Source organism: Actinomadura sp. NPDC000600 (assembly GCF_040492135.1).
Classification (GTDB): domain Bacteria; phylum Actinomycetota; class Actinomycetes; order Streptosporangiales; family Streptosporangiaceae; genus Spirillospora.
Window position 1 is genome coordinate 119,560 of sequence record NZ_JBEUPD010000018.1, and the last position, 24,408, is coordinate 143,967.

General features: G+C 73.0%; 24 protein-coding genes. 15 read left to right on the forward strand and 9 right to left on the reverse strand.

Annotated features, from left to right (window positions below; translation table 11 throughout):
- The first annotated feature begins 15 nt into the window (after nucleotides 1-15).
- The 5 genes from ABWI07_RS25350 (at nucleotide 16) to ABWI07_RS25370 (ending at nucleotide 2,766) form a co-directional block, all read left to right on the forward strand.
- Nucleotides 16-666, forward strand: a complete 651-nt coding sequence (locus ABWI07_RS25350; RefSeq protein WP_353820016.1) for a class I SAM-dependent methyltransferase — start codon at nucleotides 16-18, stop codon at nucleotides 664-666.
- A 322-nt stretch (nucleotides 667-988) separates the two neighbouring features.
- Nucleotides 989-1,333, forward strand: coding sequence for an ArsR/SmtB family transcription factor (locus ABWI07_RS25355; protein WP_149262699.1), 345 nt, complete (start codon nucleotides 989-991; stop codon nucleotides 1,331-1,333).
- A 3-nt stretch (nucleotides 1,334-1,336) separates the two neighbouring features.
- Entirely contained in the window at nucleotides 1,337-1,843 is a 507-nt protein-coding gene (locus ABWI07_RS25360; protein ID WP_353820017.1) for an SRPBCC family protein, read from the forward strand.
- 80 nt (nucleotides 1,844-1,923) lie between these two features.
- Entirely contained in the window at nucleotides 1,924-2,505 is a 582-nt protein-coding gene (locus tag ABWI07_RS25365) for a dihydrofolate reductase family protein (RefSeq protein WP_235037189.1), read from the forward strand.
- A 66-nt stretch (nucleotides 2,506-2,571) separates the two neighbouring features.
- Entirely contained in the window at nucleotides 2,572-2,766 is a 195-nt protein-coding gene (locus ABWI07_RS25370) for a hypothetical protein (protein WP_353820018.1), read from the forward strand.
- A gap of 42 nt (nucleotides 2,767-2,808) precedes the next feature.
- On the opposite strand, the gene ABWI07_RS25375 is transcribed toward ABWI07_RS25370, so the two are convergent.
- Nucleotides 2,809-3,480, reverse strand: a complete 672-nt coding sequence (locus ABWI07_RS25375; RefSeq protein ID WP_200842000.1) for a TetR/AcrR family transcriptional regulator — start codon at nucleotides 3,478-3,480, stop codon at nucleotides 2,809-2,811.
- Nucleotides 3,481-3,520: 40 nt separating this feature from the next.
- Between ABWI07_RS25375 and ABWI07_RS25380 the strand changes: the two genes are divergently transcribed.
- Both ABWI07_RS25380 and ABWI07_RS25385 read left to right on the forward strand, forming a co-directional pair.
- Nucleotides 3,521-3,967 carry a VOC family protein gene (locus tag ABWI07_RS25380; RefSeq protein ID WP_353820019.1) on the forward strand — a complete coding sequence of 149 codons (447 nt, stop codon included), beginning with the start codon at nucleotides 3,521-3,523 and terminating at the stop codon, nucleotides 3,965-3,967.
- The gene (locus ABWI07_RS25385) at nucleotides 3,964-4,989 is read left to right on the forward strand and encodes an aldo/keto reductase (protein WP_353820020.1); all 1,026 of its coding nucleotides are present in this window, start codon (nucleotides 3,964-3,966) and stop codon (nucleotides 4,987-4,989) included. Before ABWI07_RS25380 ends, ABWI07_RS25385 begins: the two co-directional genes overlap by 4 nt.
- Before the next feature lie 82 nt (nucleotides 4,990-5,071).
- Here ABWI07_RS25385 and ABWI07_RS25390 read toward each other — a convergent pair whose 3' ends face one another.
- From ABWI07_RS25390 to ABWI07_RS25400, 3 genes are all read right to left on the reverse strand, one after another.
- Nucleotides 5,072-5,986 carry a cupin domain-containing protein gene (locus tag ABWI07_RS25390; RefSeq protein WP_149260706.1) on the reverse strand — a complete coding sequence of 305 codons (915 nt, stop codon included), beginning with the start codon at nucleotides 5,984-5,986 and terminating at the stop codon, nucleotides 5,072-5,074.
- 236 nt (nucleotides 5,987-6,222) lie between these two features.
- A complete protein-coding gene (locus tag ABWI07_RS25395) occupies nucleotides 6,223-7,488 on the reverse strand; it encodes a serine hydrolase domain-containing protein (RefSeq protein ID WP_353820021.1) in 1,266 nt (421 codons plus the stop codon).
- Nucleotides 7,489-7,703: 215 nt separating this feature from the next.
- Nucleotides 7,704-7,868, reverse strand: a complete 165-nt coding sequence (locus tag ABWI07_RS25400; RefSeq protein WP_200841999.1) for a MerR family transcriptional regulator — start codon at nucleotides 7,866-7,868, stop codon at nucleotides 7,704-7,706.
- On the opposite strand from ABWI07_RS25400, the gene ABWI07_RS25405 reads away from it, so the two are divergent.
- The gene (locus ABWI07_RS25405; RefSeq protein ID WP_502912852.1) at nucleotides 7,850-8,761 is read left to right on the forward strand and encodes an alpha/beta hydrolase family protein; all 912 of its coding nucleotides are present in this window, start codon (nucleotides 7,850-7,852) and stop codon (nucleotides 8,759-8,761) included. The two genes, ABWI07_RS25400 and ABWI07_RS25405, sit on opposite strands and share 19 nt — an antisense overlap.
- A 31-nt stretch (nucleotides 8,762-8,792) precedes the next feature.
- Here the strand turns inward: ABWI07_RS25405 and ABWI07_RS25410 are convergent, their stop codons facing one another.
- On the reverse strand, nucleotides 8,793-9,953 hold the full coding sequence (locus ABWI07_RS25410) for a pyridoxal phosphate-dependent aminotransferase (RefSeq protein ID WP_149260703.1): 1,161 nt from the start codon (nucleotides 9,951-9,953) through the stop codon (nucleotides 8,793-8,795).
- Nucleotides 9,954-10,011: 58 nt separating this feature from the next.
- Here ABWI07_RS25410 and ABWI07_RS25415 point away from each other — a divergent pair, with 58 nt between their 5' ends.
- Nucleotides 10,012-10,557 carry a helix-turn-helix domain-containing protein gene (locus ABWI07_RS25415; RefSeq protein WP_353820022.1) on the forward strand — a complete coding sequence of 182 codons (546 nt, stop codon included), beginning with the start codon at nucleotides 10,012-10,014 and terminating at the stop codon, nucleotides 10,555-10,557.
- A 150-nt stretch (nucleotides 10,558-10,707) separates the two neighbouring features.
- The gene (locus ABWI07_RS25420; protein WP_353820023.1) at nucleotides 10,708-12,078 is read left to right on the forward strand and encodes an FAD-binding protein; all 1,371 of its coding nucleotides are present in this window, start codon (nucleotides 10,708-10,710) and stop codon (nucleotides 12,076-12,078) included.
- A gap of 54 nt (nucleotides 12,079-12,132) precedes the next feature.
- Here the strand turns inward: ABWI07_RS25420 and ABWI07_RS25425 are convergent, their stop codons facing one another.
- Nucleotides 12,133-12,690 (reverse strand): dihydrofolate reductase family protein, encoded by a 558-nt coding sequence (locus ABWI07_RS25425; protein ID WP_353820024.1) that lies wholly within the window; start codon nucleotides 12,688-12,690, stop codon nucleotides 12,133-12,135.
- 141 nt (nucleotides 12,691-12,831) lie between these two features.
- On the opposite strand from ABWI07_RS25425, the gene ABWI07_RS25430 reads away from it, so the two are divergent.
- Complete coding sequence (locus tag ABWI07_RS25430) at nucleotides 12,832-15,516, forward strand: ATP-binding protein (RefSeq protein WP_353820025.1); 2,685 nt, start codon at nucleotides 12,832-12,834, stop codon at nucleotides 15,514-15,516.
- Between the two features lie 61 nt (nucleotides 15,517-15,577).
- Nucleotides 15,578-16,027, forward strand: a complete 450-nt coding sequence (locus tag ABWI07_RS25435; protein WP_149260698.1) for a hypothetical protein — start codon at nucleotides 15,578-15,580, stop codon at nucleotides 16,025-16,027.
- A gap of 24 nt (nucleotides 16,028-16,051) precedes the next feature.
- On the opposite strand, the gene ABWI07_RS25440 is transcribed toward ABWI07_RS25435, so the two are convergent.
- Genes ABWI07_RS25440 through ABWI07_RS25450 form a run of 3 tightly spaced genes read right to left on the reverse strand, consistent with a single transcriptional unit; the run spans nucleotide 16,052 to nucleotide 21,128 of the window.
- Nucleotides 16,052-17,764 (reverse strand): alpha/beta hydrolase, encoded by a 1,713-nt coding sequence (locus ABWI07_RS25440; RefSeq protein ID WP_353820026.1) that lies wholly within the window; start codon nucleotides 17,762-17,764, stop codon nucleotides 16,052-16,054.
- Nucleotides 17,761-20,319, reverse strand: a complete 2,559-nt coding sequence (locus ABWI07_RS25445) for an ABC transporter permease (RefSeq protein WP_353820063.1) — start codon at nucleotides 20,317-20,319, stop codon at nucleotides 17,761-17,763. The genes ABWI07_RS25440 and ABWI07_RS25445 overlap by 4 nt, the downstream gene beginning before the upstream one ends.
- Nucleotides 20,319-21,128 carry an ABC transporter ATP-binding protein gene (locus tag ABWI07_RS25450; RefSeq protein ID WP_353820027.1) on the reverse strand — a complete coding sequence of 270 codons (810 nt, stop codon included), beginning with the start codon at nucleotides 21,126-21,128 and terminating at the stop codon, nucleotides 20,319-20,321. The genes ABWI07_RS25445 and ABWI07_RS25450 overlap by 1 nt, the downstream gene beginning before the upstream one ends.
- 303 nt (nucleotides 21,129-21,431) lie before the next feature.
- On the opposite strand from ABWI07_RS25450, the gene ABWI07_RS25455 reads away from it, so the two are divergent.
- The 3 genes from ABWI07_RS25455 to ABWI07_RS25465 are packed head-to-tail and all read left to right on the forward strand — an operon-like array spanning nucleotide 21,432 to nucleotide 24,318.
- A complete protein-coding gene (locus ABWI07_RS25455) occupies nucleotides 21,432-22,556 on the forward strand; it encodes a histidine kinase (protein ID WP_353820028.1) in 1,125 nt (374 codons plus the stop codon).
- Nucleotides 22,553-23,713: a sensor histidine kinase gene (locus ABWI07_RS25460; RefSeq protein WP_149260694.1), complete on the forward strand. Its 1,161-nt coding sequence runs from the start codon at nucleotides 22,553-22,555 to the stop codon at nucleotides 23,711-23,713. Before ABWI07_RS25455 ends, ABWI07_RS25460 begins: the two co-directional genes overlap by 4 nt.
- The gene (locus ABWI07_RS25465) at nucleotides 23,713-24,318 is read left to right on the forward strand and encodes a response regulator transcription factor (RefSeq protein WP_353820029.1); all 606 of its coding nucleotides are present in this window, start codon (nucleotides 23,713-23,715) and stop codon (nucleotides 24,316-24,318) included. Before ABWI07_RS25460 ends, ABWI07_RS25465 begins: the two co-directional genes overlap by 1 nt.
- The last annotated feature ends 90 nt before the right edge of the window (nucleotides 24,319-24,408 follow it).

Below are 24,408 nucleotides of genomic sequence, written 5' to 3' on the forward strand. Positions count from 1 at the left end.
TGGCACATTGCTTCAATGCCTGAACTCGGATCGATCTCTGCTTTCTGGGACGCGGCCGCCGACTCCTTCGACGAGGAAGCCGATCACGGCTTGCGCGACCCGGGGGTCCGGGCCGCCTGGGCTGACCGCCTGCGTTCATGGATGCCCGCCGCGCCGGCCAGGATCCTGGATCTGGGCTGCGGGACCGGCTCGGTCTCCCTGCTGCTGGCGGAGCACGGGCACCTTCTCGTCGGGGTGGACCTGTCCGCCCGCATGATCGAAGTCGCCCAGGGCAAGATGCGCCGGCACCGGCGGCAGGTCATGCTCCTGGTGGGAGACGCCGGCGATCCGCCGCCCCAGGCCGGAAACTCCTTCGACGTCGTCCTCACCCGGCACCTGATTTGGACACTGCCCGACCCGCAGACGGCATTGCGCCGCTGGACAAGCCTGCTGCGGCCGGGCGGCCGCCTGATCCTCATTGAAGGCCGCTGGGGAGCCGTCGACGACGACATGCCCTACACGCCCGGAGCAACGCCGTTGCCCTGGAGCGGTGGAGTGACCGCGGAACACCTTTCCGAAGCCGTCCGTCCACTGGTTCGAGACCTGCGGACCGAGCCGCTGGACGATCCGGTCCTCTGGGGCCATCCGATCGACGACGAACGGTACGCCCTCATCGCCGACATCTAGTCACCCGGCGACGCCCACTACGAGAGCCGTACGGCGTCGACGCGCGGCGAGCGCCCTTCGGGCATGCCTGTAGAGGTGCTGGTCCTGTGGCCGGTGGTGCTGGTGATGTTGCCGTACGGTGCCGGTCAGCGGCATGGGCTGGGCGGCCGCGATGCCGCTCTACCTGATGCTGGGCCGGGCACATTTCGCGATGGACCACGGTCCCCGCCGCGCACCCCGGGGCTCGGCGGCCGGCTTGGTGGTGTCGGTGGCGATCGTCATCTGGCAAGACCCGACGATCCTCCGACCTGTCGCATTCCGATATGGGCATATGATGACGGCCATGGCACGGGCAGCGACGACGTCGGACGTCTTCAACGCGATCGCCGAGCCGCAGCGCCGGGAGATCCTGGCGCTGCTGCGGGCTGGTGAGCGGTCGGTGACCGAGTTGGCCCGGGAGTTGGGGATGACCCAGCCGGGGGCGTCCAAGCACCTGCGAGTGCTCCGGGAGGTCGGGCTGGTGCGGGACCGCAAGGCAGGCAAGCAGCGCCTCTACGACCTGGACGCCCGCGGGCTGCGGCCGATCCATGAGTGGACGGGCGGGTTCGAGCGGTACTGGAACGAGAGCTTCGACCGGCTGGACGCGTACGTGCAGGACCTGAAGCGGGCAAGGCAGGAAGAGGAGTAGCTGATGAGCGCGACGGGACGAGGAGCGCCGGCGCAGTCCGCGACGGCTGACCGCGAGATCGTCATCTCCCGGGCCATCGACGCCCCACGGGAGTTGGTGTTCGAAGCGTTCACCGAGGTGCGGCACCTGTCGCAATGGTGGGGGCCCGATGGGTTCACCACCACCACGCGGGCGTTCGAGTTCCGCGTCGGCGGGGAGTGGGACTTCGTGATGCACGGGCCGGACGGGACGGACTACCCCGAGTGGATCTCCTGGACCGAGATCGCCCCACCGGAGCGGATCGCGCTGCTGCACGGCGAGTCCCGCGACGACCCCGACGCCTTCGAGTCTGTCCTGACGTTCGCGCCCGACGGTGCGGCGACCCGGATCGAGATGCGCACGGTGTTCCCGACCAAGGAACTGCGTGACGAGGCGGCCGAGAAGTACCACGCGATCGAGGGCGGCCGGCAGACGCTGGGCAACCTCGCCGCCTACGTCACCGAGATCGTTCGGAAGGGGGCGGAGGGCTGAGGCCGGGAAACGCTCAGGGTTGAGGAACATCAGTCACAGACCACTAGATGGAGTTCATGGTGTCGGATACCACCTGCCATATGTCGATCTCACTGGACGGCTTCGTCGCCGGACCTGACCAGAGCCGTGAGGCCCCGCTGGGAAAGCGGGGGCGGGAGTTGCACGGCTGGCACATGGGCGACCCGCGGGCCAACGAAGCGGACAAGATCGCCAACGAGTGGCTGATGCGCCCGCGGGGCGCATACGTCATGGGCCGCAACATGTTCGGCCCGATCCGCGGGGACTGGGACGCGGACTGGTCGGGCTGGTGGGGCCCCGAACCGCCGTATCACGCGCCGGTGTTCGTGCTGACCCACCACCCCCACGATCCGATCACGATGGACGGGGGGACGACGTTCCACTTCGTCACCGAAGGCTTCGACGCGGCGTACTCCGCGGCGTGCCAGGCCGCAGGCGACAAGGGCGTGGACATCGCCGGCGGTGCCTCGACCGTCCGGCAGGCACTGGCGGCCGGGGTGATCGACGAACTCACCCTCGACATCGCGCCCGTTCTGCTCGGTTCGGGCGAGCGGATCTTCGACGGGGTCGACTTCGGCTTCGAGCCCGCCGAGGTGCTTCACTCCCCGCTGGCCACCCACGTCCGCTACCGCCGTATCAGCTGACCCTCGGCCCGCCGCCGCGCTGAGCCCGACGTCCTCTCGGATCACGACGAAGAGCACGGCGATTCCGTGCGGGACGGCGTGCGGCTGATGGCCGCCGGGATGTTCGCTGAGATCGCGGGCTACCAAGGACGGACGGCCCAGGCGCGCGCCTACGAAGACCGGGGTCACAGCGCCCCGTTCGACCACGGCTGGCGCGAACTCGCCGACGACACGCTCGCCTGGTTCGACGGCCCTGCGTGGGCCCAACGGGATCGTCGTTGAGGCGATGCCGCCGGGCGTCGCGGTGACGGGCCGGGTCCCGTCTCAATGATCCGGCGCCGCCTCGGCCGGCCGCCCGTAGAGGGTGGTGGTCCAGGCGTTGGTGAGGACGTCGACGAGGGTGTCCTCGTCGTCGAAGGGCGGGATCCCGGCCGCGGCCAGATAGTAGAGCCGCTCGCCGTGCCAGGTCAGTGACGCGGCGATGGCGCGCACGTTCATCCCGGCGAGTCGTTCCATGGCCTGCGGGTCGGACCGGATACGCGTCACGGCGGCTTCGGTGAAGAGGTCCATCTGTTCGAGCCAGAGAGCTCGCAGGTCCGCGTCGGAGGCCCAGTTCTCCACGATCGCCGTGAGGACGCCCGCGTTGTCGCGCCACAGCCGGGCGCCTTCCCGCGTCCCCGCTCGCAGCGCGGTGATCGGGTCCTGCCGTCCGCCGGTCCAGGGATCGGCGGCCTGCCGGCCCTGCGCCACGGCCCGTCGTACCAGCTCGGCCAGCACGGCCTGCTTGTTGGGGAAGTAGAAGTAGAAGCTGGCGCGGGACACCCCGGCGGCGGTCAGGACGTCGGCGACGCTGAGGCTGTCGAACCGGCGCTCCCGCAGCAGCTCGCGCGTCGCCGACAGGATCTGCTCCCGGGTTCGGCCGGAGGCGGGCGGCGTGTCCGATCGGCGAGCGGGCGGGGTGGAGCGCTTGGCGGCCATTTTAAGATCATACGCCATGTCTATACGCTATGTCCGTACAACGTGTATGGTCCGCTCCATGGCAGATATCGCGATTCATCTGGTCGTCACCGATCCCGACCGGGCGGCCGTCTGGTACGCCGAGGCGTTGGGCGCACGCGAGACGAGCCGCATAACCCTTCCCGGCGGGCCGACGCTGACCGTCGAACTGCGGCTCGGCGACACCGTCCTGGCGGTGGCGGGAGAGATGCCCGAACGCGGCATACGCGCACCGGCCGTCCTCGGTGGCACCCCCGCCGCGCTGCATGTCGACGTCTCCGACGTCGACGCGGCATGGGCGCGGGCGACGGCGGCCGGTGCCACGGTCTTCGAGCCGGTGCACGACGCGTTCTGGGGTGATCGCACCGGCCAGTTCCTTGATCCGTTCGGGCACCGGTGGGCGCTGGACCAGCACGTGCGCGACGTGCCGCACGAGGAGGTCGTCGCGCGGGCCGCGCAGATGTTCTCCGGGTCGGAGGAGGCATGAGGTACCGCACGCTGGGCGCCAGCGGCCTACGGGTCTCCGAGGCGATCCTGGGTGCGATGACCTTCGGCGAACAGGGCGGAGTGGGCGCGCCCCTGCCCGAGTGCCGCCGGATGCTCGACCAGTACGCCGAAGCCGGCGGAAACATGATCGACACCGCGGTGAACTACCGCGACGGGGCCAGCGAGGACTTCCTCGGCGAACTCCTGGAAGGCCGGCGGGACTCGTTCGTGCTCGGCACCAAGTACACCGTCTCCCGCGACCGCAATGATCCGAACGCGGCCGGCAACCAGCGCAAGAATCTGCGCGCATCGCTGGAGACCAGCCTGCGCCGGCTGCGCACCGACTACCTCGACGTGTACTGGGTGCACATGTGGGACCGGCACACGCCGGTCGAGGAGACAATGCGCGCGCTCGACGACGCGGTCCAGGCCGGCAAGGTGCTGTACGTGGGGATCTCCGATGCCCCCGCCTGGGTCGTCGCGCACGCCAACACGCTGGCCCAGTGCCGCAGCTGGAGCCGGTTCATCGCTCTGCAGGTCCCCTACAGCCTGCTGAAGCGCGATATCGAACGAGACCTGCTGCCGATGGCCGAGATGCTCGGACTCGGCGTCACGGCCTGGAGCCCGCTGGCCGGCGGGGTGCTGTCGGGAAAGTACACCCGATCGGGGACCTCCGGCGGCCGGCTCGCCGGCGCACCCCTCTCGGACGGCGACCACGCCGTCGCCCGCGTTGTCGGAGAGGCCGCCGACGAGCTCGGAGCCACGCCGGCGCAGGTGGCGATCGCTTGGACGATGAGCCGTTCGCCCATCGTCCAGCCCATCATCGGGGCGCGCACCAGTGATCAGCTGCGCGAGAACCTCGCCGCCGTCGACCTCGCCCTCCCGCCCGAGATCGTCACTCGCCTGACCGAGGCCACCGAGTTCACGTCCGGTTTCCCGAACGACTTCATCGCCGAGACCTCTCCATGGGTCTTCGGCTCCGCCTTCACCGCCCTTGCCTCGTCCCACGCGTCCTCCCCGTGAGGCGGGCCGAAACATGATCATGCTCGGCGCGCGGTGATGCCGGGCGGCGGCGGGCCGCCCGGCAGTGCACCGGCGTTGCGAATCAGGTCAGCGGGGTGCTGGACAGGACGCGGCGCAGGACGCTCCAGGAGAGGTCGGAGTGGGTCGTGAACTTGTCCCGCTCCTGGTTGTCCTCGCGGATGTAGTCGAAGACGTTGCGGTTGTGGCTCTCGCCGTCGTTGATCTCGATGGCGGTCTCGTCGGGGTTGAGGTACACGTGGAAGCTGGCGCCGAACTCGTCGGTGGAGTTCACGAAGCCCGGGCCGGTGGTGCCGTCGCCGCCGTCCATGGGGCAGAACACCCGGTGCACGGCGTAGGTCTCCTTGGTGAGCCAGGCGCACTGCCCCGGGGTGAGGGTGACCAGGCCGAGCTTGGTGGCGTCCCAGTCCAGGTCGTCGTAGAGCATGACGTCGAGCTGGCCGGCGAGGCAGAAGACGATCCCGGACGTGTGCCCGTGGGAGTGGATGGGCGAGTAGTGCTGCGCCGGCCAGATCTCCAGCACCACCGGTGAGCCGATGTCGCCTTCGGTGTCGTCGAGGCTGTCGAGGTGCCCGTGTTCGGTCGCCAGATGGTCGAAGTCTCCCCGGCCGGTGCAGGCGACGCGGATGTAGGGCGGGTGCGAGTCGTCCTTGTCGTTCTTCTTCAGCAGGATCCGGCGCAGGAGCCCCATGTCCTCGTCGCTCTCGGAGGGGGCAAGGTGCTTGCGCATCGCCTCCACCTCCCACGCGGAGAGCCGCAGGTCCGCGGCCTTCCGCGCCAGGTCCATCACCGCGGGCGGGATCATCAGCTGCCGGTTGTACTCGTCGAACGACGTCGCCTGCCCGATCACCGGCGACGGGACGGCCCGCGCGCCCTGCAGGCGCAGTCGCCGCTCCTCTTCCTTGGTGATGTGGAAGGGGTACGCCCCCTCGACCTCGTCGAGGGTGTCGGCGGAGTGCGTGGCGTTGGTCATGATCATGACGGACTCCTGTCGCGGGGGGCTTGGTCCACCGGGACCACTCGATGCGGCACGAGCCTTCCACCGCCCCAAAAGCCCGAACAATCACCACCACAACCATGTAGATGTCACTAGGAGTAATCATGTGGAAGCGTTAGGGAAAGACCGGGCGACCGGCGTTCCGGAGCGGTCCTCGCCGACTGGCGGCCGGGGCGCAGCGGGCCGGACGACCTCACCGCGGACCCGGCCGCGGCGCGTCAGCGCCGTCCGGTGACGGCGCGCTCCTCCTGTTCGAGGATCTCCACGAGCGGTATGTCGTCGTAGTTGGTCAGGACGACGCCGACCCAGCCGGTGTCGGGGTAGATGTTCCAGTTGGCGCCGCTGCCGGCGGTGCCGCCGCCGCGCCCGAACTGCCACTGGCCGTTGACGATGCGCATCGGCCCCGTGTAGCCCTCGAAAGACGCGTCGGCGGAGGCCGCCCGGCGGCCCCCGCCGTTCTCCTGCGGAGCCAGGGGGTACTTGGCCCCGGTGAGCAGGTCGGCGTAGGGCCGGTCCAGCACTTTGCCTTCCTGCAGGGCCTGCGCGAACCGGACCAGGTCGCGCGCGGTGGCGAAGCCGTCGTCGCTCGCGTAGCCGATGAAGGCGCGGCCCGGGTTCTTGCCTGCTACCTCCGGCTGCACGCTGCCCTTGTCCAGGTTGCGGACGGCGTCCACCCGGCCCCCGTCGGCCTGCCGCATGTACGAGTGCGCGATGTGCTCGTCGGCGAGCCATTGCGGCCTGGTGTAGAACCCCGAGCCGGTCATGCCGCAGCGCGCGAAGATGTGCTCGTGCACGTAGTCCCAGTAGGTCATGCCGGTCACGGCCTCCACGATCTGGGCGGCCATGGAGAGCCCGACGCCCCCGCCCGCGATGTGGCCCTGGTTGGCCGAGCCGGGCGGGACCACCAGCCTCGCCTGCCGGATCCACTGCCGGTTGAACTCGTGCACTTCCTCCTTGCCGTTGAAGACGCGGCGCAGGTCCAGTTCCGGGGCGTCCATCCCGCCGGAGGTGGTGAGCAGATGGTGGATCGTCACCCGCTCCGCGATCTCCTTGTCGATGCCCGTCAGGTGGGCGCCCACCGTGTCCGCCAGATTCACCTTGCCCTGCTGTGCCAGCTGCAGGACGGCCACCGCCAGGAACGGCTGGATCGCCGAGGAGAGGTTGACCGCGATGCCCTCGTGGTTGCGGACCCCTCTCTCCTTGTCGGCCATGCCGTAGCTGCGCGACAGCACCGTCCGTCCCCGGTGCGACAGGAGCACCACGCCGGAGAACTTGTCCTCGGCGGCCAGGTTCGCGACGAACCGGTCGTAGGCCCCGCCGGGCCGAGTGGCCGGCGGGATGTCGGAGGCGGCCGGGGCCTCGTCGGCGTGGCCGCTTCGGGCGTCTGCCAGCGGCGCGCCGGCCGCCACCACGCCGGCGGCCGCCAGCCCGCCCCATCCGAGCAGCCGCCGCCGGTCCATCCCGGGTGCGGAATCCGAGCCCATGATCACGCCTTTCCCCTGCTCGACGAACCGGCCTTGGATGCGCTGTGTTTCATGCCTCCACTGAAGTCGGGGGCCTGTTGCGGTGGCGTATGCGGTTCTCGATACGCCCGCGATATGCGGCATCAAGGCATCGAGGAATCGGCGCAAGCCGACGGCGGGACCGCTGCCGATCGTCGGGACGGCCCGGCGGGCGGCTTCCAGGGCCGGCGTGCCGGTCACCGGGGGCGGCAGTGGCGGCCTGTTCGCAGGTTCGTCGTGGCGTTGGCGATGACGGTGTCGAGGCGGTCCCGTGTGCCCGCCAGATCGGTGATCTGCCGGTCGATGCGGTCCCGTTCGACCGAGAGGCGGTCGAGCAGTTCCGGTGTGGCCTCGCCGTCCACGACGCACGGCAGCAGGTCCCGGATCGACCTGCTCGCCAGCCCGGCGGCGTACAGACGCTGTGAGGGTCTCCGCGCCGGTGACCGGAAGCGAACTGCCCCTCGTCGTCTTCTCGCACGGCTTCGGCTCGTCGCTGGACGGCTACGGGCCCCTGGCCGACTTCTGGGCCGCGCATGGCTTCGTGGTCGTGCAGCCCACCCACCTCGACTCCAGGACGGTGGGCCTTCCCCAGGACGATCCCCGCACTCCGCGGCTCTGGCGGTTTCGCGCCGAGGACATGAAGCGTGTCCTCGACCGGCTCGATCTGCTGGAAGCCGCCGTGCCCGGTCTCAGCGGCCGTCTCGACCGCGGCCGCATCGCCGCCGCCGGGCACTCCTTCGGCGGCCAGACGGCGGGCAACCTGCTGGGCCTGCGCGTCCTCGATCGGGGAGGCGGACAGGGCGAGGACCTCTCCGATCCGCGGATCACGGCGGGGGTGCTGCTCGCCACGGCCGGAAGGGGCGGAGCGGGCCTGACGCCGTTCGCGGCCGAGCACTTCCCGTTCATGAACCCCGACTTCGCGGACATGACCACGCCGGCCCTCGTGGTCGCCGGTGAGAACGACGACTCCCCGCTGTCGGTCCGGGGACCGGAGTGGCTCGCCGACCCGTACTTCCTGAGCCCGGGGCCCAAGAGCCTGCTCACCCTGTCCGGGGCCGAACACTCGCTCGGCGGGATCGCCGGCTACGAGGTCCGGGAGACGACGGACGAGAACCCCGAGCGGGTCGCCCTGATCCAGCGGGTCACCTGGGCCTACCTTCACCATGCGCTCGGCGTCGACGACGCGGGTTGGACCGCGGCGCAGAAGGCCTTGGCGGACGGCGCGAACCCCATGGGCCGCCTCGAATCCAAGTGAAGCGCTGAGGACCCGGTCACCGCCGTTCGCGTCATCGGACGGCCAGGTCGAAGCGGTCCTTGAGGCCGGTGAGGCGTTCGAGGGGTTCGTTGGCGAACACGAGCCGCAGGTAGTGCGTTCCGCTGGGGCCCCAGCCGTCCATGGGGGTGGCCGCGGTCTTCGCCCGGTGGAAGAGGCGCCGGGACAGCTCGGCGGCGGTCAGATCCAGGGGCCTCGTGTCGATGAGGAGTGACCAGCCGCCGTGCGGCCGGATGACCGGGTGGCCGGCGAGCTGGTCCAGGACCCGCTCGCAGCGCCGCTGCCATTCGGCGGTGGCGGCGGCGACGTCGGCCTCGGCGTCGGGCGCGTCCAGCGCGGCGGCCACGGCGTTCTGGGCGAGGCCGACCTGGCAGACGACGTTGGTCAGGCCGACCATGCGGATGTCGGCGACGATCGGGGCCGGGCCCACGACCCAGCCGACGCGCCAGCCGATGAGCCGCAGCTCCTTCGAGGCCGAGCCGACGGTGATGGTGCGCGCCGCCAGGCCGTCGTGGGCCGCGGGGTGGCTGGGAGGACGGCCGTCGAAGCGGATGCGCTCCATGGCCGCGTCATAGATCAGCCAGGCGTCGTGGCGCTCGCAGGCGCCGGCGAGGGCGGACCAGTGGCGGTCGTCCAGGACGAGGCCCGTCGGCATCGCCGGGCCCATCATCAGGACCGCCGCCGTCTCGGGGCCGACGGCACCGGCGAGCCGTTCGGCGTCGATGGTCCAGCCGTCCGCGGTGGGCTCCGCGGGGACGAACCGCGGAACGCCGCCCGCCAGCCGCACCCTGTTGACCAGACCGGCGTAGATGGGGTCGCACAACACGACCTCCTGCCCTGGTTCCACCGTCGCCAGCAGCGTGTTGAGGATGCCGTTGAGCCCGCCGGCCACGCTGACGCACTCGGTGGCGGGGTCGTAGTGACGTCCCGCGATTCGTCCCACGTGCGCCGCGGCGGCCTCGCGAAGGGAGCGGTGCCCCTGGAACGGCAGATAGCTGTTGGCCGCGTCGTCGTCGACGGCCGCATGCGTGGCGGCGAGGGCGACGGCGGGCGGCCGGAGGTCGGTGTCGAGGTTCTCCAGCCGCAGGAACTCCGGGTCGTTCACGGCGTCGGCCGCGTCACCGACGGCGTCCACGCCGATGCCCGGGATGTCGCGCAACCGCGTCACCGTCATGACCGCCTCCACCGTCGTTCAGTTTCACTGGTACAGGCATACCACTATGCTGATACGCATGGATTCTGCGCAAGTGGTGGGGCGGAACGTGCACCGGCTGCGGACGGCGGCGGGGATATCGCTGGCCGACCTGGCGTCCGCCAGCGGCATCAGCAAGACCACGCTGCACGGCATCGAACAGGGCCAGGGCAACCCGACCCTGAGCACCCTGTGGGCCATGGCCACCGCGCTGAAGGCGTCCCTCGGCGAACTGCTGGAAGCACCCCCCTCGACGCTGGAGGTGGTCCGCGCCGGTGACCGGCGGCCGCGGGTCGAGGGCGACGCGGTCAGCGCGCGCCTCCTCCACCGCATCAGGCTGCGCGGCACCGTGGAGGTCTACGACATCGCCATCGCCGAGAGCACCCAGCACTCCGACGCCCACCTGCCCGGTGTGGAGGAATGCCTCGTGCTCACCCGGGGACGCGTCACCACGGGCCCGGCCGCGTCCCCCACCGACCTCTCCGAAGGCGATTCCATCCGGTTCGACGCCGCCCACCCGCACCTGTACCGAGGGCGCACCGCGGACGCCCGAGCCGTCCTCCTGATGATCCACCCCGAGAACTGACGCACGACCCCGGCGCCAAGACCACCGCACGAGTGGTCCGCGCCGAGGTGGGGTGGCCACCACGTCCTCTGGTCGGCGGCACACGCGCAGCGCAACGGCAACCCGCGCGAAGCTTGATGGGCGCTCCGGGGGACGGGGTACGGAGATGGCATGACGTCGGTAGAGCGGCTTTCACCTCCCCTGTTCGACGGCGACCTGGTGTTCGGGGGCCCGGCCCTTGAGGCCGCGGCGGACGACTTCGGGCATCTCGTCCGGCGGGAGCCGCTGGCAGTGGTCAGGCCGCGCACGGCGGCGGACGTCGTCCGCGCGACCCGATGGGCCGCCGAGCGGGGATGGAAGATCGCGCCCTGCGGGGAAGGGCACTCCCTCTACGGCCGGGCGCAGGTGGACGGCGGCATCGTCGTCGACATGAGCGGGCTGAACGGCGTCCACGACCTCGGCGAGGACCAGGTGGCCGTGGACGCCGGCGCGACATGGCGCTCGGTCCTGGCCGAGACGCTGCCGCGCGGGCTCACGCCGCCGGTGCTGACCAACTTCCTCGACCTGTCGGTGGGCGGCACCCTGTCGGTCGGCGGGCTCGGCGGCACGACCCACCGGTACGGGCTCCAGACCGACCAGGTGCTCGAACTGGAGGTGGTCACCGGCGACGGGCGGCTCCTGACGTGCTCGGCGCACGAACGGACCGACCTGTTCGACGCGGTGCGCGCCGGGCTGGGCCAGTTCGGGACCATCACCCGTGCGCGCCTCGCCCTCATGCCCGCACCCGAACGGGTCCGCCGCTACACCCTCGCCTATCCGGACCTCGCGGGCCTGGTGCGCGACCAGCGGCTGGTCGTCGAGGACGGCCGGGCGGAGCACCTGCAAGGAGCGATCATCGCCGGAGGCGCGGGCCGGCAGTACCAGCTGGAGATGGTCGTCTTCGCCCGGGACGGCGAGCTGCCGCCCGACGCCGAGGTGCTCGCCGGTCTCACCGACGACCGGGCAGGGGGACGCGTGGAAGAGCAGTCCTACTGGGAGTACGCGCTGTCCTTCGACGCCCTGGAGTCGGCCCTGCGTTCGACCGGTCAATGGTCGAACCCCCATCCCTGGCTGCTCACCGTCCTGCCGGGCTCCACCGCGGAACGGATCGCGGGCGACATCCTGGGCACCCTCACCGCGGACGACCTGGGCGAGTACGGCCGGGTGACGTTCTATCCGATCCCGACCGGCCGGATCACGACGCCGCTCCTCCGCCTCCCTGCAGAGGAGACGGTGTTCCCGTTCAACCTCGTCCGGTTCCCCGTGGATGGTGATCCGGCGCAGGCCGAGCGGATGGTGACGCAGAACCGCGTGCTCTACGACCGGGTGCGCGCGGCGGGCGGCGTGCTCTACCCGGTCAGCGGGTTCCCCTTCACGCCCGACGACTGGCGCGACCACTTCGGCGAGCGGTGGCCTGCCTTCCGTTCCGCCAAGGAGCGGTTCGACCCCGGTCGCGTTCTGACGCCAGGCCAGGGCGTCTTCGCGGCCGCCGCGTCGCCGTGACCGGGTGGCGCCGGCTCTCGTAAGGACCGGCGCCCCGGAGACCGCGGGCAGGGGTCAGTCCTTGCCGGCGGAGGGCTTGAGCCGGTACGACAGCAGCACGATGCCGGAGTCGAACGTCCGGGTCTCGACGACGTCGAACATGGCGTGGGTGTCCTGCCGGAAGAGCAGCCCCTCCTCGTCGGCCTTCCCGACGAAGAACGGGTGGACCCAGAGCCGGAGCTCGTCGAGCAGTCCGTGCCGCATCAGGGTGTGGGAGAGGCGGCCGAACCCGTACAGGAGGATGTCCCCGCCGGGCTGCTCCTTCAGGCGGGAGATCTCGCCGACCACGTCGCCGCCGATGACGACGGAGTCGTCCCAGTCGGCCTTCTCGAGGGTGGACGAGACGACGTACTTCGTCACCGCGTTCATCTTGTCCGTGTAGGGGTCGCCGGACCGCCCCTTCCACACCGAGGCGAAGCTGTCGTAGGTATGCCGGCCCAGGAGGACGCCGTCGCAGCCGAGCAGCAGCTCCGTCTGCGCGCCGGAGTCGCCGCCCCCGAGGGACGGCCAGTCCTGCGGGTCCTGGATGACACCGTCGATCGAGACGAACGCGGAGTTGATGATGCGTCGCACGTGATTCTCCGATCCGGGACGTGTGGGTGATCGCCGTATGCCGCAAGTCTCCGGGGCGGGCGGGCGCCGGGACATCCGTGCCGCCACGGAGACGGCACGGAAGCCGCCACCGGAGTTCTCCGGATTGGTAAGACTGGCGTGATGACCCCCCAGCGTCCGGTCCAGGTGTCCAAACGTGAGGCGGAGGTCCTCGCGGCGCTCGGCGAGCGGCTGTCGAACGTCCAGATCGCCGGCAGGCTCCACATCTCCGTGCGGACCGTCGAGAGCCACATCTCCTCGCTCCTGCGCAAGTACGGCGCGGCCGACCGGTGGGAGCTGGCGGAGGAGTCGCGGCGGGGGACGCCCCCGCCGGGGCACATCGCCGGCCTGCCGGCCGCGCGGACCACGTTCCTCGGGCGCGCCGAGGAGATCGCGACGGTGCTCGGCCTGCTGGAGGGCGAGCGGCTGGTCACCCTCCTCGGCGCCGGCGGGATCGGCAAGACGCGGCTGGCGGCGGCGGCCGCGGAGGCGGCCGCGCCCGCGTTCCCGCTCGGCGGCGCGTTCGTCGACCTGGTGCCGGTCGCCGAGGGGTTCGTCGCGCAGGCGGCGGCGTCCGCGCTCGGCGTGACCCAGCGGCCCGGCCAGGCGCTGGAGGACGCCATCGCCCGCCGCCTCGCGCGGGGCCGGACACTGCTGGTCCTGGACAACTGCGAGCATCTCCTCGACGCCGCCGCCGAGTTCGCCGACCGGCTGCTGACGGCCTGCCCCACCCTGACCGTCCTGGCCACGAGCCGCGAGCGCGTCGGCGTGCAGGGCGAGCGGACCGTTCCCGTCCCGCCGCTACCCACGGGCTCCGACGCCGAACGGCTCTTCCTGGACCGCGCCGCCGCGGCCGATCCGGGGTTCACGGCCGCCCGCGCGGACGTCGCCGAGATCTGCCGCCGGCTGGACGGGATGCCGCTGGCGATCGAGCTCGCGGCGGCGCGCGGCGCGTCCCTCGGGGCGGGCGGGCTGCTGTCGGCGCTGGACGACGTGCTGCGGCTGCTGGCCGGAGGGCGCGGGCCGGTGGAGCGGCACCGGTCCCTGCGCGCGGTCATCCGCTGGAGCCACGACCTGCTGACCGAGGACGAGAAGGACCTGTTCGAGTGCCTTTCGGTATTCGTCGGCGGGTTCGACCTGGCGGTCGCGGGCGCCGTCTTCCCCGGCCTCGGCGCTGGGGCGGTCGCCGACCTGCTCGGGCGGCTGGTCGACAAGAGCCTCGTCGTCCGGACCGCGGAGGGCCGGTGGCGCATGCTGGAGACCGTCCGCGCGTTCGCCGCGGAGCGGCTGGTCGCCGGGGCCGCGCGGGGGGTCGTCCGCCGGCGGTACCTGGGATGGGCCGCGGACACCGCCGCCGAACTCGAAGGCCTGCTGGACGGCGATTGGCGCGCCCGCTTCGACGCCGTCGCCGACGACCTGCGCGCGGCGCTCGCGGGTGCGCCGCCGGGCCGGGCGGAGGTGCCGCACCGCCTCGCCCGGTCGCTGGGGCATCTCACCTATGCCCGCCGGTTCCTCGACGAGGCGCCCGGCCATTACCGGGAGGCGGCCCGGCGGGCACCGACCCCGAACGAGGCGGCGCTCGATCTGCGGGACGCCGCGGACGCCGCGCACGCCCTGATCGAGACCGGACGGGCCTTCGACCTCCTGCTGGAGTCGGCGGAGCAGTCCCGCAGTGCGGGTGACGGCGACGGCGAGGCGGTGACCCTCGCCTTCGCCGTCGTGACCGCCGAGCGGCACCCTTCCGGATTCGACACCGAGATCCCCCACGAGCGCCTGCGGGGACTGCTGGCACGGGCCCGCGCCGCCGGGGACGCCCGCGACCGGGTCGTGGCGGCGCATGTCGCCGCCGCCAGGGCGTGGAACCACGGCGCCGAGAAGGTGACCCCGGACCCGTCCCTGGCCGAGGACGCGTTGGCCGCCGCCAGGGCCACCGGCGACCCGGTCCTGCTGTCGGCCGCGCTGGACGCGTCCGGCATCGCCGCCCTGACCGAGGGCCGGTTCCGGGCGGCGCACCGGATCGCCGCCGAACGCGTCGGCCTGCTCCCGGCGATGCCGCGCGACGTCCCGTACACCGCCCCGGAGATCACCGACACGTACCACATGGCCACGGCCTGCGCCGTCGCGGCCGGCGACCTGCCCGCGGCCCTGTCGGCGGCCCGGCTCGCCGCGTCCGACGACCTCATCGGCGACCGGTCGCCCGTCGCGATGAGCACCCTCGTCCAGGCGCTGGTCCTCATGGGCGACCTCGACGGGGCGCTGTCGCAAGCCGGCACGCTGTGGGACGCCTGCGAGGACGCCGGAAGCCCGCTCGCGTGGACGGCGCCCTCGGTCGCCGCCGTCGCCCTGGCCCACGGACTCCTCGGCGACGAGGACGGCCTCCGGCTGTGGCGCGCCCGCGCGGAACGGATCGCCGGGGACGCCCGGTCCCGCTACCTGGCCTCCTACGCGGCGTTCGTCGACGCCCGGACCGCTTTGCGGGCCGTTCGGACCGAAGAGGCTCCGGCCCTGGTGGAGCGGGCTCTCGCCGCGTTCCCGCCCCAGGACTGGTACCGGGGGTACGCGCGCGCGGCCGGGGCCGAACTCGCCGTCGCCGCCGGCCTGCCCGACGCCCCGGAGCGCCTGGCCGCCGCGTCGGACGCCGCCGCGGAGAACGAGTGGGCCGCCGCCTGCCTCGCCCGCGCCTCCGGGCGCCTCCACCGCGACACCGGTGAACTCACCGGCTCGGCCCGCGCATGGGAGCGCGTCGGCGCCCGCCACGAACACGCCTGCACCCTCGCCCTGATCGAGGACCTGCGCGCCGACCCCTGAGCCTCGCGGGCGCGGCCGGGATCTCAGGTGGGAGCGCGCGGATGCTGGGTAGCGCGACTGCATGGACAGGATGACGCGCGGGCTGGTCGCCGGAGCGGCCGGGACCACCGCACTCAACATGGTGACCTATCTCGATATGGCCCTCCGGGGGCGGCCGGCCAGCAGCACGCCCGAGCAGAGCGTGGAGAAGCTGGCCGACGCCGCCGGGGTCGACCTGGGCGAAGGGGAGAAGGCCGAGAACCGCAAGGCCGGGCTCGGCCCGATGCTCGGCTTCGGCACGGGCCTCGGCGCCGGGCTGGTCTACGGCCTGCTGGCGGGACGCCGGCGCCTCCCGCGGCCGGTCGGGACGGCCGTCCTGACCGGGCTGGCCATGGCCGGATCGAGCGTCCCGATGACCGCCCTCGGCCTGACCGACCCCCGCGAGTGGTCGGCGTCGGACTGGGCGTCCGACGCCGTCCCCCACCTGGCGTACGGCGCGGTGGCCGCCCTCGTCTACGACGCGCTCAACTAGTCAGGAGAGCGTTCGCAGGGTGGCTCACGGGCTTGGGGCGGTGAACGGGGGCTCGTCCTGCGCGCAGGTGGTGCCGGGTGCGGGAAGCTTCCCGGTCACCAGGTAGGCCGCCTGGTGGTCGTCGGCGCAGGTGCTCCTGTTCTGGATGGCGCCGTGTCCGTATCCCTCGACGGTGAGGAGCCGGGCTCGGGACAGTTCTCTCGTCAGGGCCACCGAGTTGGCGTAGGGCGTCTGCGGGTCGTGGGTCACGCCGATCACCAGGACCGGGGCGGACGTGCGCCGGTTCCAGGGGCCGGCGTAGCGGTCGCGGTCGGTGAACGCCCAGTCCGCGCACACGGCCAGTTTCCAGGCGGACATGCGTCCCGCGTCGCCGGAGCGGCCCTGGGCCCAGGCGGCCTGCGCGGGGTAGGACGAAGGGTCGCGCGGGTTCGGGCTCTCCGAGCAGGCGATCGCGGCGAACTGCTCGGGACCGTCGTACCTGTCTCCGGTGTCCTGGACGCGGGTGTGGTGCGGGGCGCGAGGAGCGGTGCCGTGGGCGCCCTGCCAGAGCGTCTGCAGGAGCTCTGCGCCCTGGGGCCACCCGGCGTCCACCGCGCCGGGGATCGCCGTCGTGGCCTCCAGCGTCCACGAGACGGCGGCCACGGTCGAGGCGTACGTGTAGGTCTCGTCTCCGACCTGGACCGGTCGGTGGCGCAGTGCTTCGAGGAGAGCGTCGTACTTGGCGTGGGTCCCTTCGGCGGTGCCGGTGGAGAACGGGCAGCGGGCGGACCCGGCCCGGCCGCACAGGTCGAGGAAGGCGTTCAGCGTCCGCATCCGGTCCACGTCCTCCCGCAGGCGCAGGGCCGTGCCCAGCCGCCTGGCCTCCCCGTGCCGTCCCTTGGTGTACGCCACCGGTTCCAGGACGCTGTCGAGGACCATCGCGCGGACCCGCCCCGGGAACAGGTTCGCGTAGGTCGCGCCGATCAGCGTGCCGTACGAAAGGCCGTAGTAGCTGAGCTTGGGATCGCCGACGGCCCGGCGGAGCAGATCCATGTCCCTGGCCGTGTTCGCCGTGGAGACATGGGACAGCAGGGCCGGATCGCGCGTCGCGCACGCCTTCGCGAAGCGGGCGAAGACGTCGAGGGTCCGACTTTCCTCGGCCTTCCCGACCGGGAAGCCAGCGGGAAGCCGGGAGAACAGCTCCTGCTCGTCGGCGGCGGTCGGGAAGCACTGCGCGGCGGTGCTCTCGCCGACCCCGCGCGGGTCGAACCCGACGACGTCGAAACGCTCCTTCACCTGCTGGGGGAACCGGTCGTAGAGCGCGGGGAGATAGGACGTGAGGGCGTTGCCGGGCCCGCCGGAGTTGAAGAAGAGGGTGCCGATGCGGCGCCGCCGGTCGGCCGCCGGGCGTTTGATCACCCTGAGGTTGATCTGGGGGCCGTCGGGACGGTCGTAGTCGAGCGGGACGCGCGCGGTGTCGCAGACGTACGCGCCGCCGCCCTGGGCGCAGCGTTCGTCCCAGCGCAGCGTCGGGACCGGTGGCCGGTGCCCTGTGCCGTCCGAGGCTCCGGTCCGCACCGTCGCGGCCGAGGCGGTGCAGGCCGCGAGGGCGGAGGCGGCGAGCGCCAGCGCCACGGCCGACCAGGGGGTGCGGCGTGAGCGGGGCCGCTCTGGGGAACGCCGAAGAATGCCGTACATGATGATCTCCTTGCGGTGCCGGCGGGTGGTGCCCGCGAGGCCGGGGAACGGTGGGGTCACGCGGGGCTCGCCATCACCTCCGCCGGATGCGGGCGCATGGCGGCACGGCCCGACAGCAGCGTGACGACGAGCGTCAGCGCGCTGGCCGAGCCGACCACGGTGAGGAAGATCCAGGGCGGCCCGCCTGGTACCGGGGAGCCGTTCAGCGCGATGCCGAACGGCACCAGCGTCAGGGCCGCGACGGCGCAGCCGAGGAGAACGCCGGAGAAGGCGACGATCAGCCCCTCGACAGTGATCATCCGCAGCAGCCGGTCCCGGTCGGCTCCGACGATCCGCTGCAGCGCGAACTCGCGCCGCCGTTCCGCCGCGGCGATGATCAGCGTGTTCACCAGGGTGATCACCGTGTAGCCGATGATCACGGCGACGAACAGGTAGTTCACCGAGGCGCCCGTCCGCTCCTGCTCGGCCTGTGCCGCGACGGCCTCGTCCCGCCCCGCGACCCGTACGCCGGGCCGGTCCGAGACCCGCGCGGAGAGCGCGGCGGCCAGCCGGCCGCGGCCGGCGCCGGGGGCGGCGCGCACGAGGATCTCCGCGGGCATGCCGGCCGTGGTGTGCCGGGCCAGCAGGGGTGCGGGCATCAGCACGGTCGCGGGCCCGGTCCGCGTGGTGAACAGCGCGACGACCCGGAGGCCGGCCTTCGCGCCGTCGCCGAGCCGGAACGTCACGGTGTCGCCCACGCCCACCCCGCCGCCGATCCGCCGCGCGTGCCGGACGTCGAGGGCGACAGTGTCGTCGCGCAGGTCGGTGAGCGCGCCGGCGGTGACGGTGACCGCCGTGGTGGCGCCGGCGCCCTCCGGGCTGACCCCGCGCAGCTCCAGCCCGTCCTCGCTCTGCCCGGCGAGGCGCGGCGTCTCGACGAACCCGGTGCTGGTGACCAGCGCCGACGCCGCCGCGACGCCCGGGGTCGCCCGGACGGTGTCCACCAGGCCGAGGGGAACGCCTCCGGTGGACGAGGTGACCACCGCGTCCGCGCGCAGGCTGCCGGCGAACACGTGCCGCGCGTCGGCCGCCTGCGAGGTCTGGAGGTAGATCAGGCCGGTGGCCAGCCCCGTCGCGAGCATCACCGGGGTGAGGGCCGCGGCCGTCCTGTCCCTTCGTGCCCGCACGTTCAGCAGCGCCAGGTACCCGGCGTTCCCCGGCAGGGCGCGCAGCGCGGGCCGCAGCGCCGCCGCGACGACCGGAACGATCAGCGGGGCCAGCAGCGCCAGTCCGGCCGCCCAGAGCATCGCCGACGGTCCGGCGGTGCTCGCCGCCACCGGCCCGGACAGCACGATCGCCGTGACGAGCATCAGCGCGAAGGCGCCGCAGAGGCAGACCAGCGCGGCGCCGATCCGGAGCGGGCCGAGCCGGCGGTCCAGCAGGGATGCCTGGACGAGCGTGCGGGCGGGACGGGCCGTCGCCGCGCCATGGACCGCGACCAGCGCCGCCACCACGGCGGTCAGCAGCGCGACCCCGGCCGCGGCGGCCGGCGGGATCCAGCCCTGCCGGAAGGCGATCTCGGCGGGGACCACGTCGTGCCCGGTGATCTGGCCGAACAGCGCCCGTCCGGCCCGGGGCCCGAGCGGCCGGGCCAGCGCGGCGGCCGCGGCGGCCGCCACGACCGCCTCGCCGAGGACCATCCGGCGCAGCTGCCCCGGCGTGGCGCCGATGATCCGCAGCAGCGCCGTCTCGCGCTGCCGCTGCTGGACCGACAGCCCCAGCGTGCTCGCCGCGACGAAGACCACCACCATGATCGCCAACCCGCCGAAGACGGCCGCCAGCACGATGAGGACCTCCCCCGCGGGCCGGACGTCGGTGAACTCGGCGTGCCCGCGGTCGCCTCCGGTGGCGACGGTCGCGTCGTGTCCCGCGAGCGCGGCGGAGATCCGTCCGGCGAGTTCGCCGGTGCCCGTGCCCGGGACCGGGAAGACCGCGAGCGCGTCGATCTGCCGTGGGGCGATCCGCCGCACGTCCGGATCGGAGAAGAACACCCCGGCCGGCAGCTCCGGGCGGCCCGCGGCCAGGCCGGCGACGCTGAAGCGCTCGACCGTGCCGCGTACCGCCAGATCGACGGTGCCGCCTGGCCGCGCTCCCACAGCGGCGGCCGTCCTGACGTCCAGCACCACTTCGCCGTGACTTCCGGGCTCCCGCCCGGCGGTCAGGGTGTAGGGCGCGAGCGAGGCCGATGACCAGCCGTGACCGGCCGGCCGTTCGGGCATGGGCAGGGGACCGCGGCCGTCCGGGCCGAGCACGGCGACGGGGAAGGAGACATCGGGCACCGCCCTCCCGACACCGGGCACGGCCCGAACGGCGTCCACCAGTTCGGGTGCGAGCCGGACCCGTTCGGGGAGCGTCACATGCTCGGCGTCGCCGGACTTCGGCACCCGGTAGGACTGGTCGCCGGTCACCACGACTGGCGCGCCCGCCAGCCTGCGCGGCGGCGCGTCGGCGCGGATGCCGGTCTCCATCAGCCCCCCGCACGCCGTGACGATCAGCACGCCGAGGAACAGGGCGGCGAAGGAGGCGGCGAGGCCGCCCTTCCGGAAGCGCAGGGTGCGCAGGGCGAGCCGGAGCATCACGACACCTCCTCGCGCGGGCGCCCGCCGTCGCGGCCCCACGCGCCCAGCCGGGTCATCCGCTCGGCGATCGCTTCGGCGGAGGGCTCGCGCATCTCGTCGGTGATCCGCCCGTCGGCCAGGAACACGACCCGGTCGGCCTGTGCGGCCGCCACCGGGTCATGGGTGACGATCACGACGGTCCGCCCCGCCGCGCGGACCGCGTCGCCGAGCAGGGCGAGGACCTCCCGGGCGCTGCGGGTGTCCAGCGCGCCGGTCGGCTCGTCCCCGAAGACGACCGCCGGGCCGGTGATCAGCGCCCGCGCGATGGCCACCCGCTGCTGCTGGCCGCCGGAGAGCTCGGCGGGACGGCGCCGTCCCATCGAGGCGAGACCGACCCGCTCCAGCGCGTCGTCCACGGCCCGCCGCCGCGGCCTGCCGCCCGCGAGCCGGATGGGGAGCGCGACGTTCTCGGCCACGCTCAGCGCCGGCAGCAGGTTGAACGCCTGGAACACGAACCCGACGCGTTCGCGCCGCAGCCGCGTGAGGGCCCGCTCGCGCATCCTCGTCAGGTCGTGGCCGTCCAGTACGGCCGAACCGGAGGTCGGCCTTTCGAGGCCCGCCGCGCAGTGCAGGAGCGTGGTCTTGCCCGAGCCCGAGGGGCCCATGATCGCGGTGAAGCCGCCCCGCCTGATCCCGATGGTGACGTCGTCGAGGGCGACGACGCCGTTCCGCTTGTTCCCGAACGTCTTGCGTACCGCCTGGAGGCGGACGACATCATCCGCGTCCGGCTCTTCCGGACCCATGGCCGGACCGGCGAACCTGGTCATCTCGCTCCCTCTGCCGTCTCCGGTGCCCCTGCGTGGACCGGGTGGTGCGCGCCGCTTTCGGAGGGCGCTCGTCCTGATGCGTCGAGCCTCGCTCGACCCGGGGGGAACGCGGCAGATGCCGATGTCGTCAGTCGGCAGTGATGAACGTCATCGGTCAGACGGGGACATCGGCATCTGCCCCCGGGCCCGGCCGGGTGGCGACAATGGTTCGCGATCGTCCAGGGGCGGCGGTCGTCGCCAGCGGGATCGTCGTCGCGAGAACGATCGGGGCGGACAGCCATGCGGAGAGTCCGGGGAGGTCACGTGCTGGACGCCGTCGCCTTCCCGGCCGCGTCCCGGGGCGAGCGCATATCCTGGTGGATCCCGGGTTCACGGGTGGAGGGCCACCTGAAACCGCGTTCGAGAACCGATCTGCTCGCCTCACCCGCGGCGGGCTTGGTTCCGCTCGCCACGATGGGCGCGGTCGCCTACAGCGTGCTGATCCCCGCGGTGGAGCTGTGGCGGTTCGCCCTCATCTCCACCGACACGGCGCGTACCGCGGGGGCGGTGCTGGCCACGGCGGGCTATCTGCCCCTGCACGTCAGGCACGTGCGCCACGCCGCCCGGGGGACCCGTCCCCCGAGAGCCGGCTGGACGGTCGCGGCGATGGCGCTGATCATCGTCGGGGTGCTGCCGTACCTGGGCGCGCTGTGGCTGGGGCAGTTCCACGCGCTGGCGGTCTCGGTGCTCATCGTGCTGCGCCGCCCCTGGTCGGTGGCGCTGTTCGGGGTGATCGTGGTGGCTCAGCCGCCGCTGGCGGTCCTGCTCGGCCGCCCCGACATGGCCGCGTTCTTCACGATCGCCGGGGCCCTCAAGGGCCTGCCGGTGTTCCTGCTGATCTGGCTGGTCGGCGCGGTGCGCCGGCTGCACGCGGCGCGGCGCGCGCTGGCGGACAGGGCGGTCGCGCGCGAGCGGCTGCGGATCGACCGGGAGCTGCGGGAGACGGTGGGCGCGGCCCTGGAGTCGATCACCGTACGGGGTGAGCGGGCGGGCGCGCTGGCCGGGTCCGACAGGGCCGCGGCGGAGGCCGAGCTGCGCGCGCTCGCCGGGGGCTCGCGGCAGGCGCTGGCCGAGGCCCGGCGGCTGGTCCGCGGCTACCAGCGGACCTCGCTGCACGCCGCGCTGGACACCGCGACGACCCTGCTGTCGGCGGCGGGCATCGAGAGCCGCGTCGCCCTGCCGGACGGAGACGTCCCGGACACCGTCGACGAGGCCCTCCATGCCGCGCTGCGCGCCGACGTCGCGCGCCTGCTGCAGGACGACCTGGTCCGGCGCTGCGTCATCGTGGTCGCCCGCCACGACGGACGGCTGCGTCTGGAGGCCAGGGCCGAACCCGGCGACCCCGGCGAACCCGGTGGACCCGGCGACATCGCGGCCGGTGCCCGGTGAGCGCCGCGTCCGCCGAGTGGCTGGAGGGGCCCGCCTGGTCGCCGCGCCGGGCCCGCTGGTTCCTGGTCGCCGCGCACCTGCCGTTCATCCTGGCGTCCCCGATCTACGCGATCAGCGGCCCGGACGGCCCCGTCGCCCGGCATCCCGCGGTGCCGCTCCTCGTCGGGTCGGTCATCGGCGCCCTGCAACTGCGGCACAGCTTCGCCGCGGTGCGCGGAGAACGCCCGCGCGGCTGGCACTGGACGTTCCTGGCGCTGGTCGTCCTGGTCTACCTGCCGATGCCCTGGTTCACCGGCAACTGGATCGACATGCAGCTGTTCGTGGTCGTCTCGGCGATCATGCTGCTGCGCGGGGCCGCCGCGGCCGTGGTGGCCCTCCTGCCCGTGGTGGGGACCCTGGTCGCGCTGATCATGTCGCCGCCCGGCGACTACGCGGACGTGGGCGTCGTCGAGCGGGTGGCGTGGGCCGCCTTCTGGCTGTCGGCCGGCTTCACGATCGGCGTGGTGGCCACCTGCGGGTCGGTCTGGCTGGTGCGGATCGCCGACGAGCTCCAGGCCACCCGCACCGAGCTGGCCGAGGTCGCCATCGGGCGGGAGCGGCTGCGCGTCTCCCGCGACCTGCACGACCTGCTCGGCCAGAGCCTGGCGGCGGTGTCCCTCAAGGGCGACCTCGCGCTGCGGCTGCTGTCGAAGGACCCGGCCGCGGCCCGCGCGCAGATCGAGAACCTCACCCTGGTCGCCCGCGAGGCGCTGGTCGGGATGCGGGCCGTGGCCAGGAACGAGCATTCGGTGTCGCTGGAGGAGGAGACCAGGGGCGTGGCCGCACTGCTCGACGCCGCCGGCATCGAGGCCCGGGTGGAGGTGCGCCTGCCCGACCTCGACCCGGCCGTCCAGGACGTCCTCGCCTGGGCGGTGCGGGAAGGGGTGACCAACGTGCTGCGCCACAGCGACGCCCGCACCTGCTCCATCACCGCGCGGCGCCGCGGCGGCGCCGTCCGGCTGGAGATCGTCAACGACGGGATGCGCGAGCCGAAGGGCGAGGGCAGCGGCCTGGCCGGGCTGGCCGAACGCGCGCGGGCCCTGTCCGGCACCGTGTCCGCCGACGGGGCGAGGGGCCGGTTCCGGCTGCTCGTCGACGTTCCCGAGGAGACTCTCTGATGATCAAAGTGCTGATCGCCGAGGACGTGCACATGATCCGCGGCGCGCTGGTCGCGTTGATCCTGCTGGAGGACGACATGGAGGTCGTCGCGGAGCTCGACCGCGGGGACCGGATCGTCGCCACCGCCCTGGAGACCCGGCCGGACGTGGCCGTCGTCGACATCGACCTGCCGGGCATGGACGGCCTCACCGCCGCGGGCGAGCTGTACGAGCGGATGCCCGAGTGCCGGGCGCTCGTCCTCACCGGGCTCAGCCAGCCGGGCAACCTGCTGCGCGCGCTCAAGCTCCACGTCCGAGGCTTCATCGTCAAGGACGCGCCCGCCGAGACCCTCGCCGACGGCATCCGGCGCGTCGCCGCGGGGGAGCGCGTCATCGACCCCGACCTGGTCGCCGCCGCCCTGGAGACCGGCAGCAGCCCGCTCACGCCGCGCGAGGCCGACGTGCTCCGCGCCGCCGACGGCGGCCTGTCCACCGAGGAGATCGCCGTCTCCCTCTCCCTGACGCGGGCGACGGTCCGCAACTACCTCTCCAACGCCATCACGAAGGTCAACGCCCGGAACCGCATCGACGCCATCCGGATCTCCCGCAACGCCGGCTGGCTCTGATCCGCCCGCGTGCCGGACGGTGCGCGCGCTCGCGGTGCAACCGGGGGCGGCGGGGCGGGGTTCAGAGGGCGAGGCGCGTCCGAGGCGGGC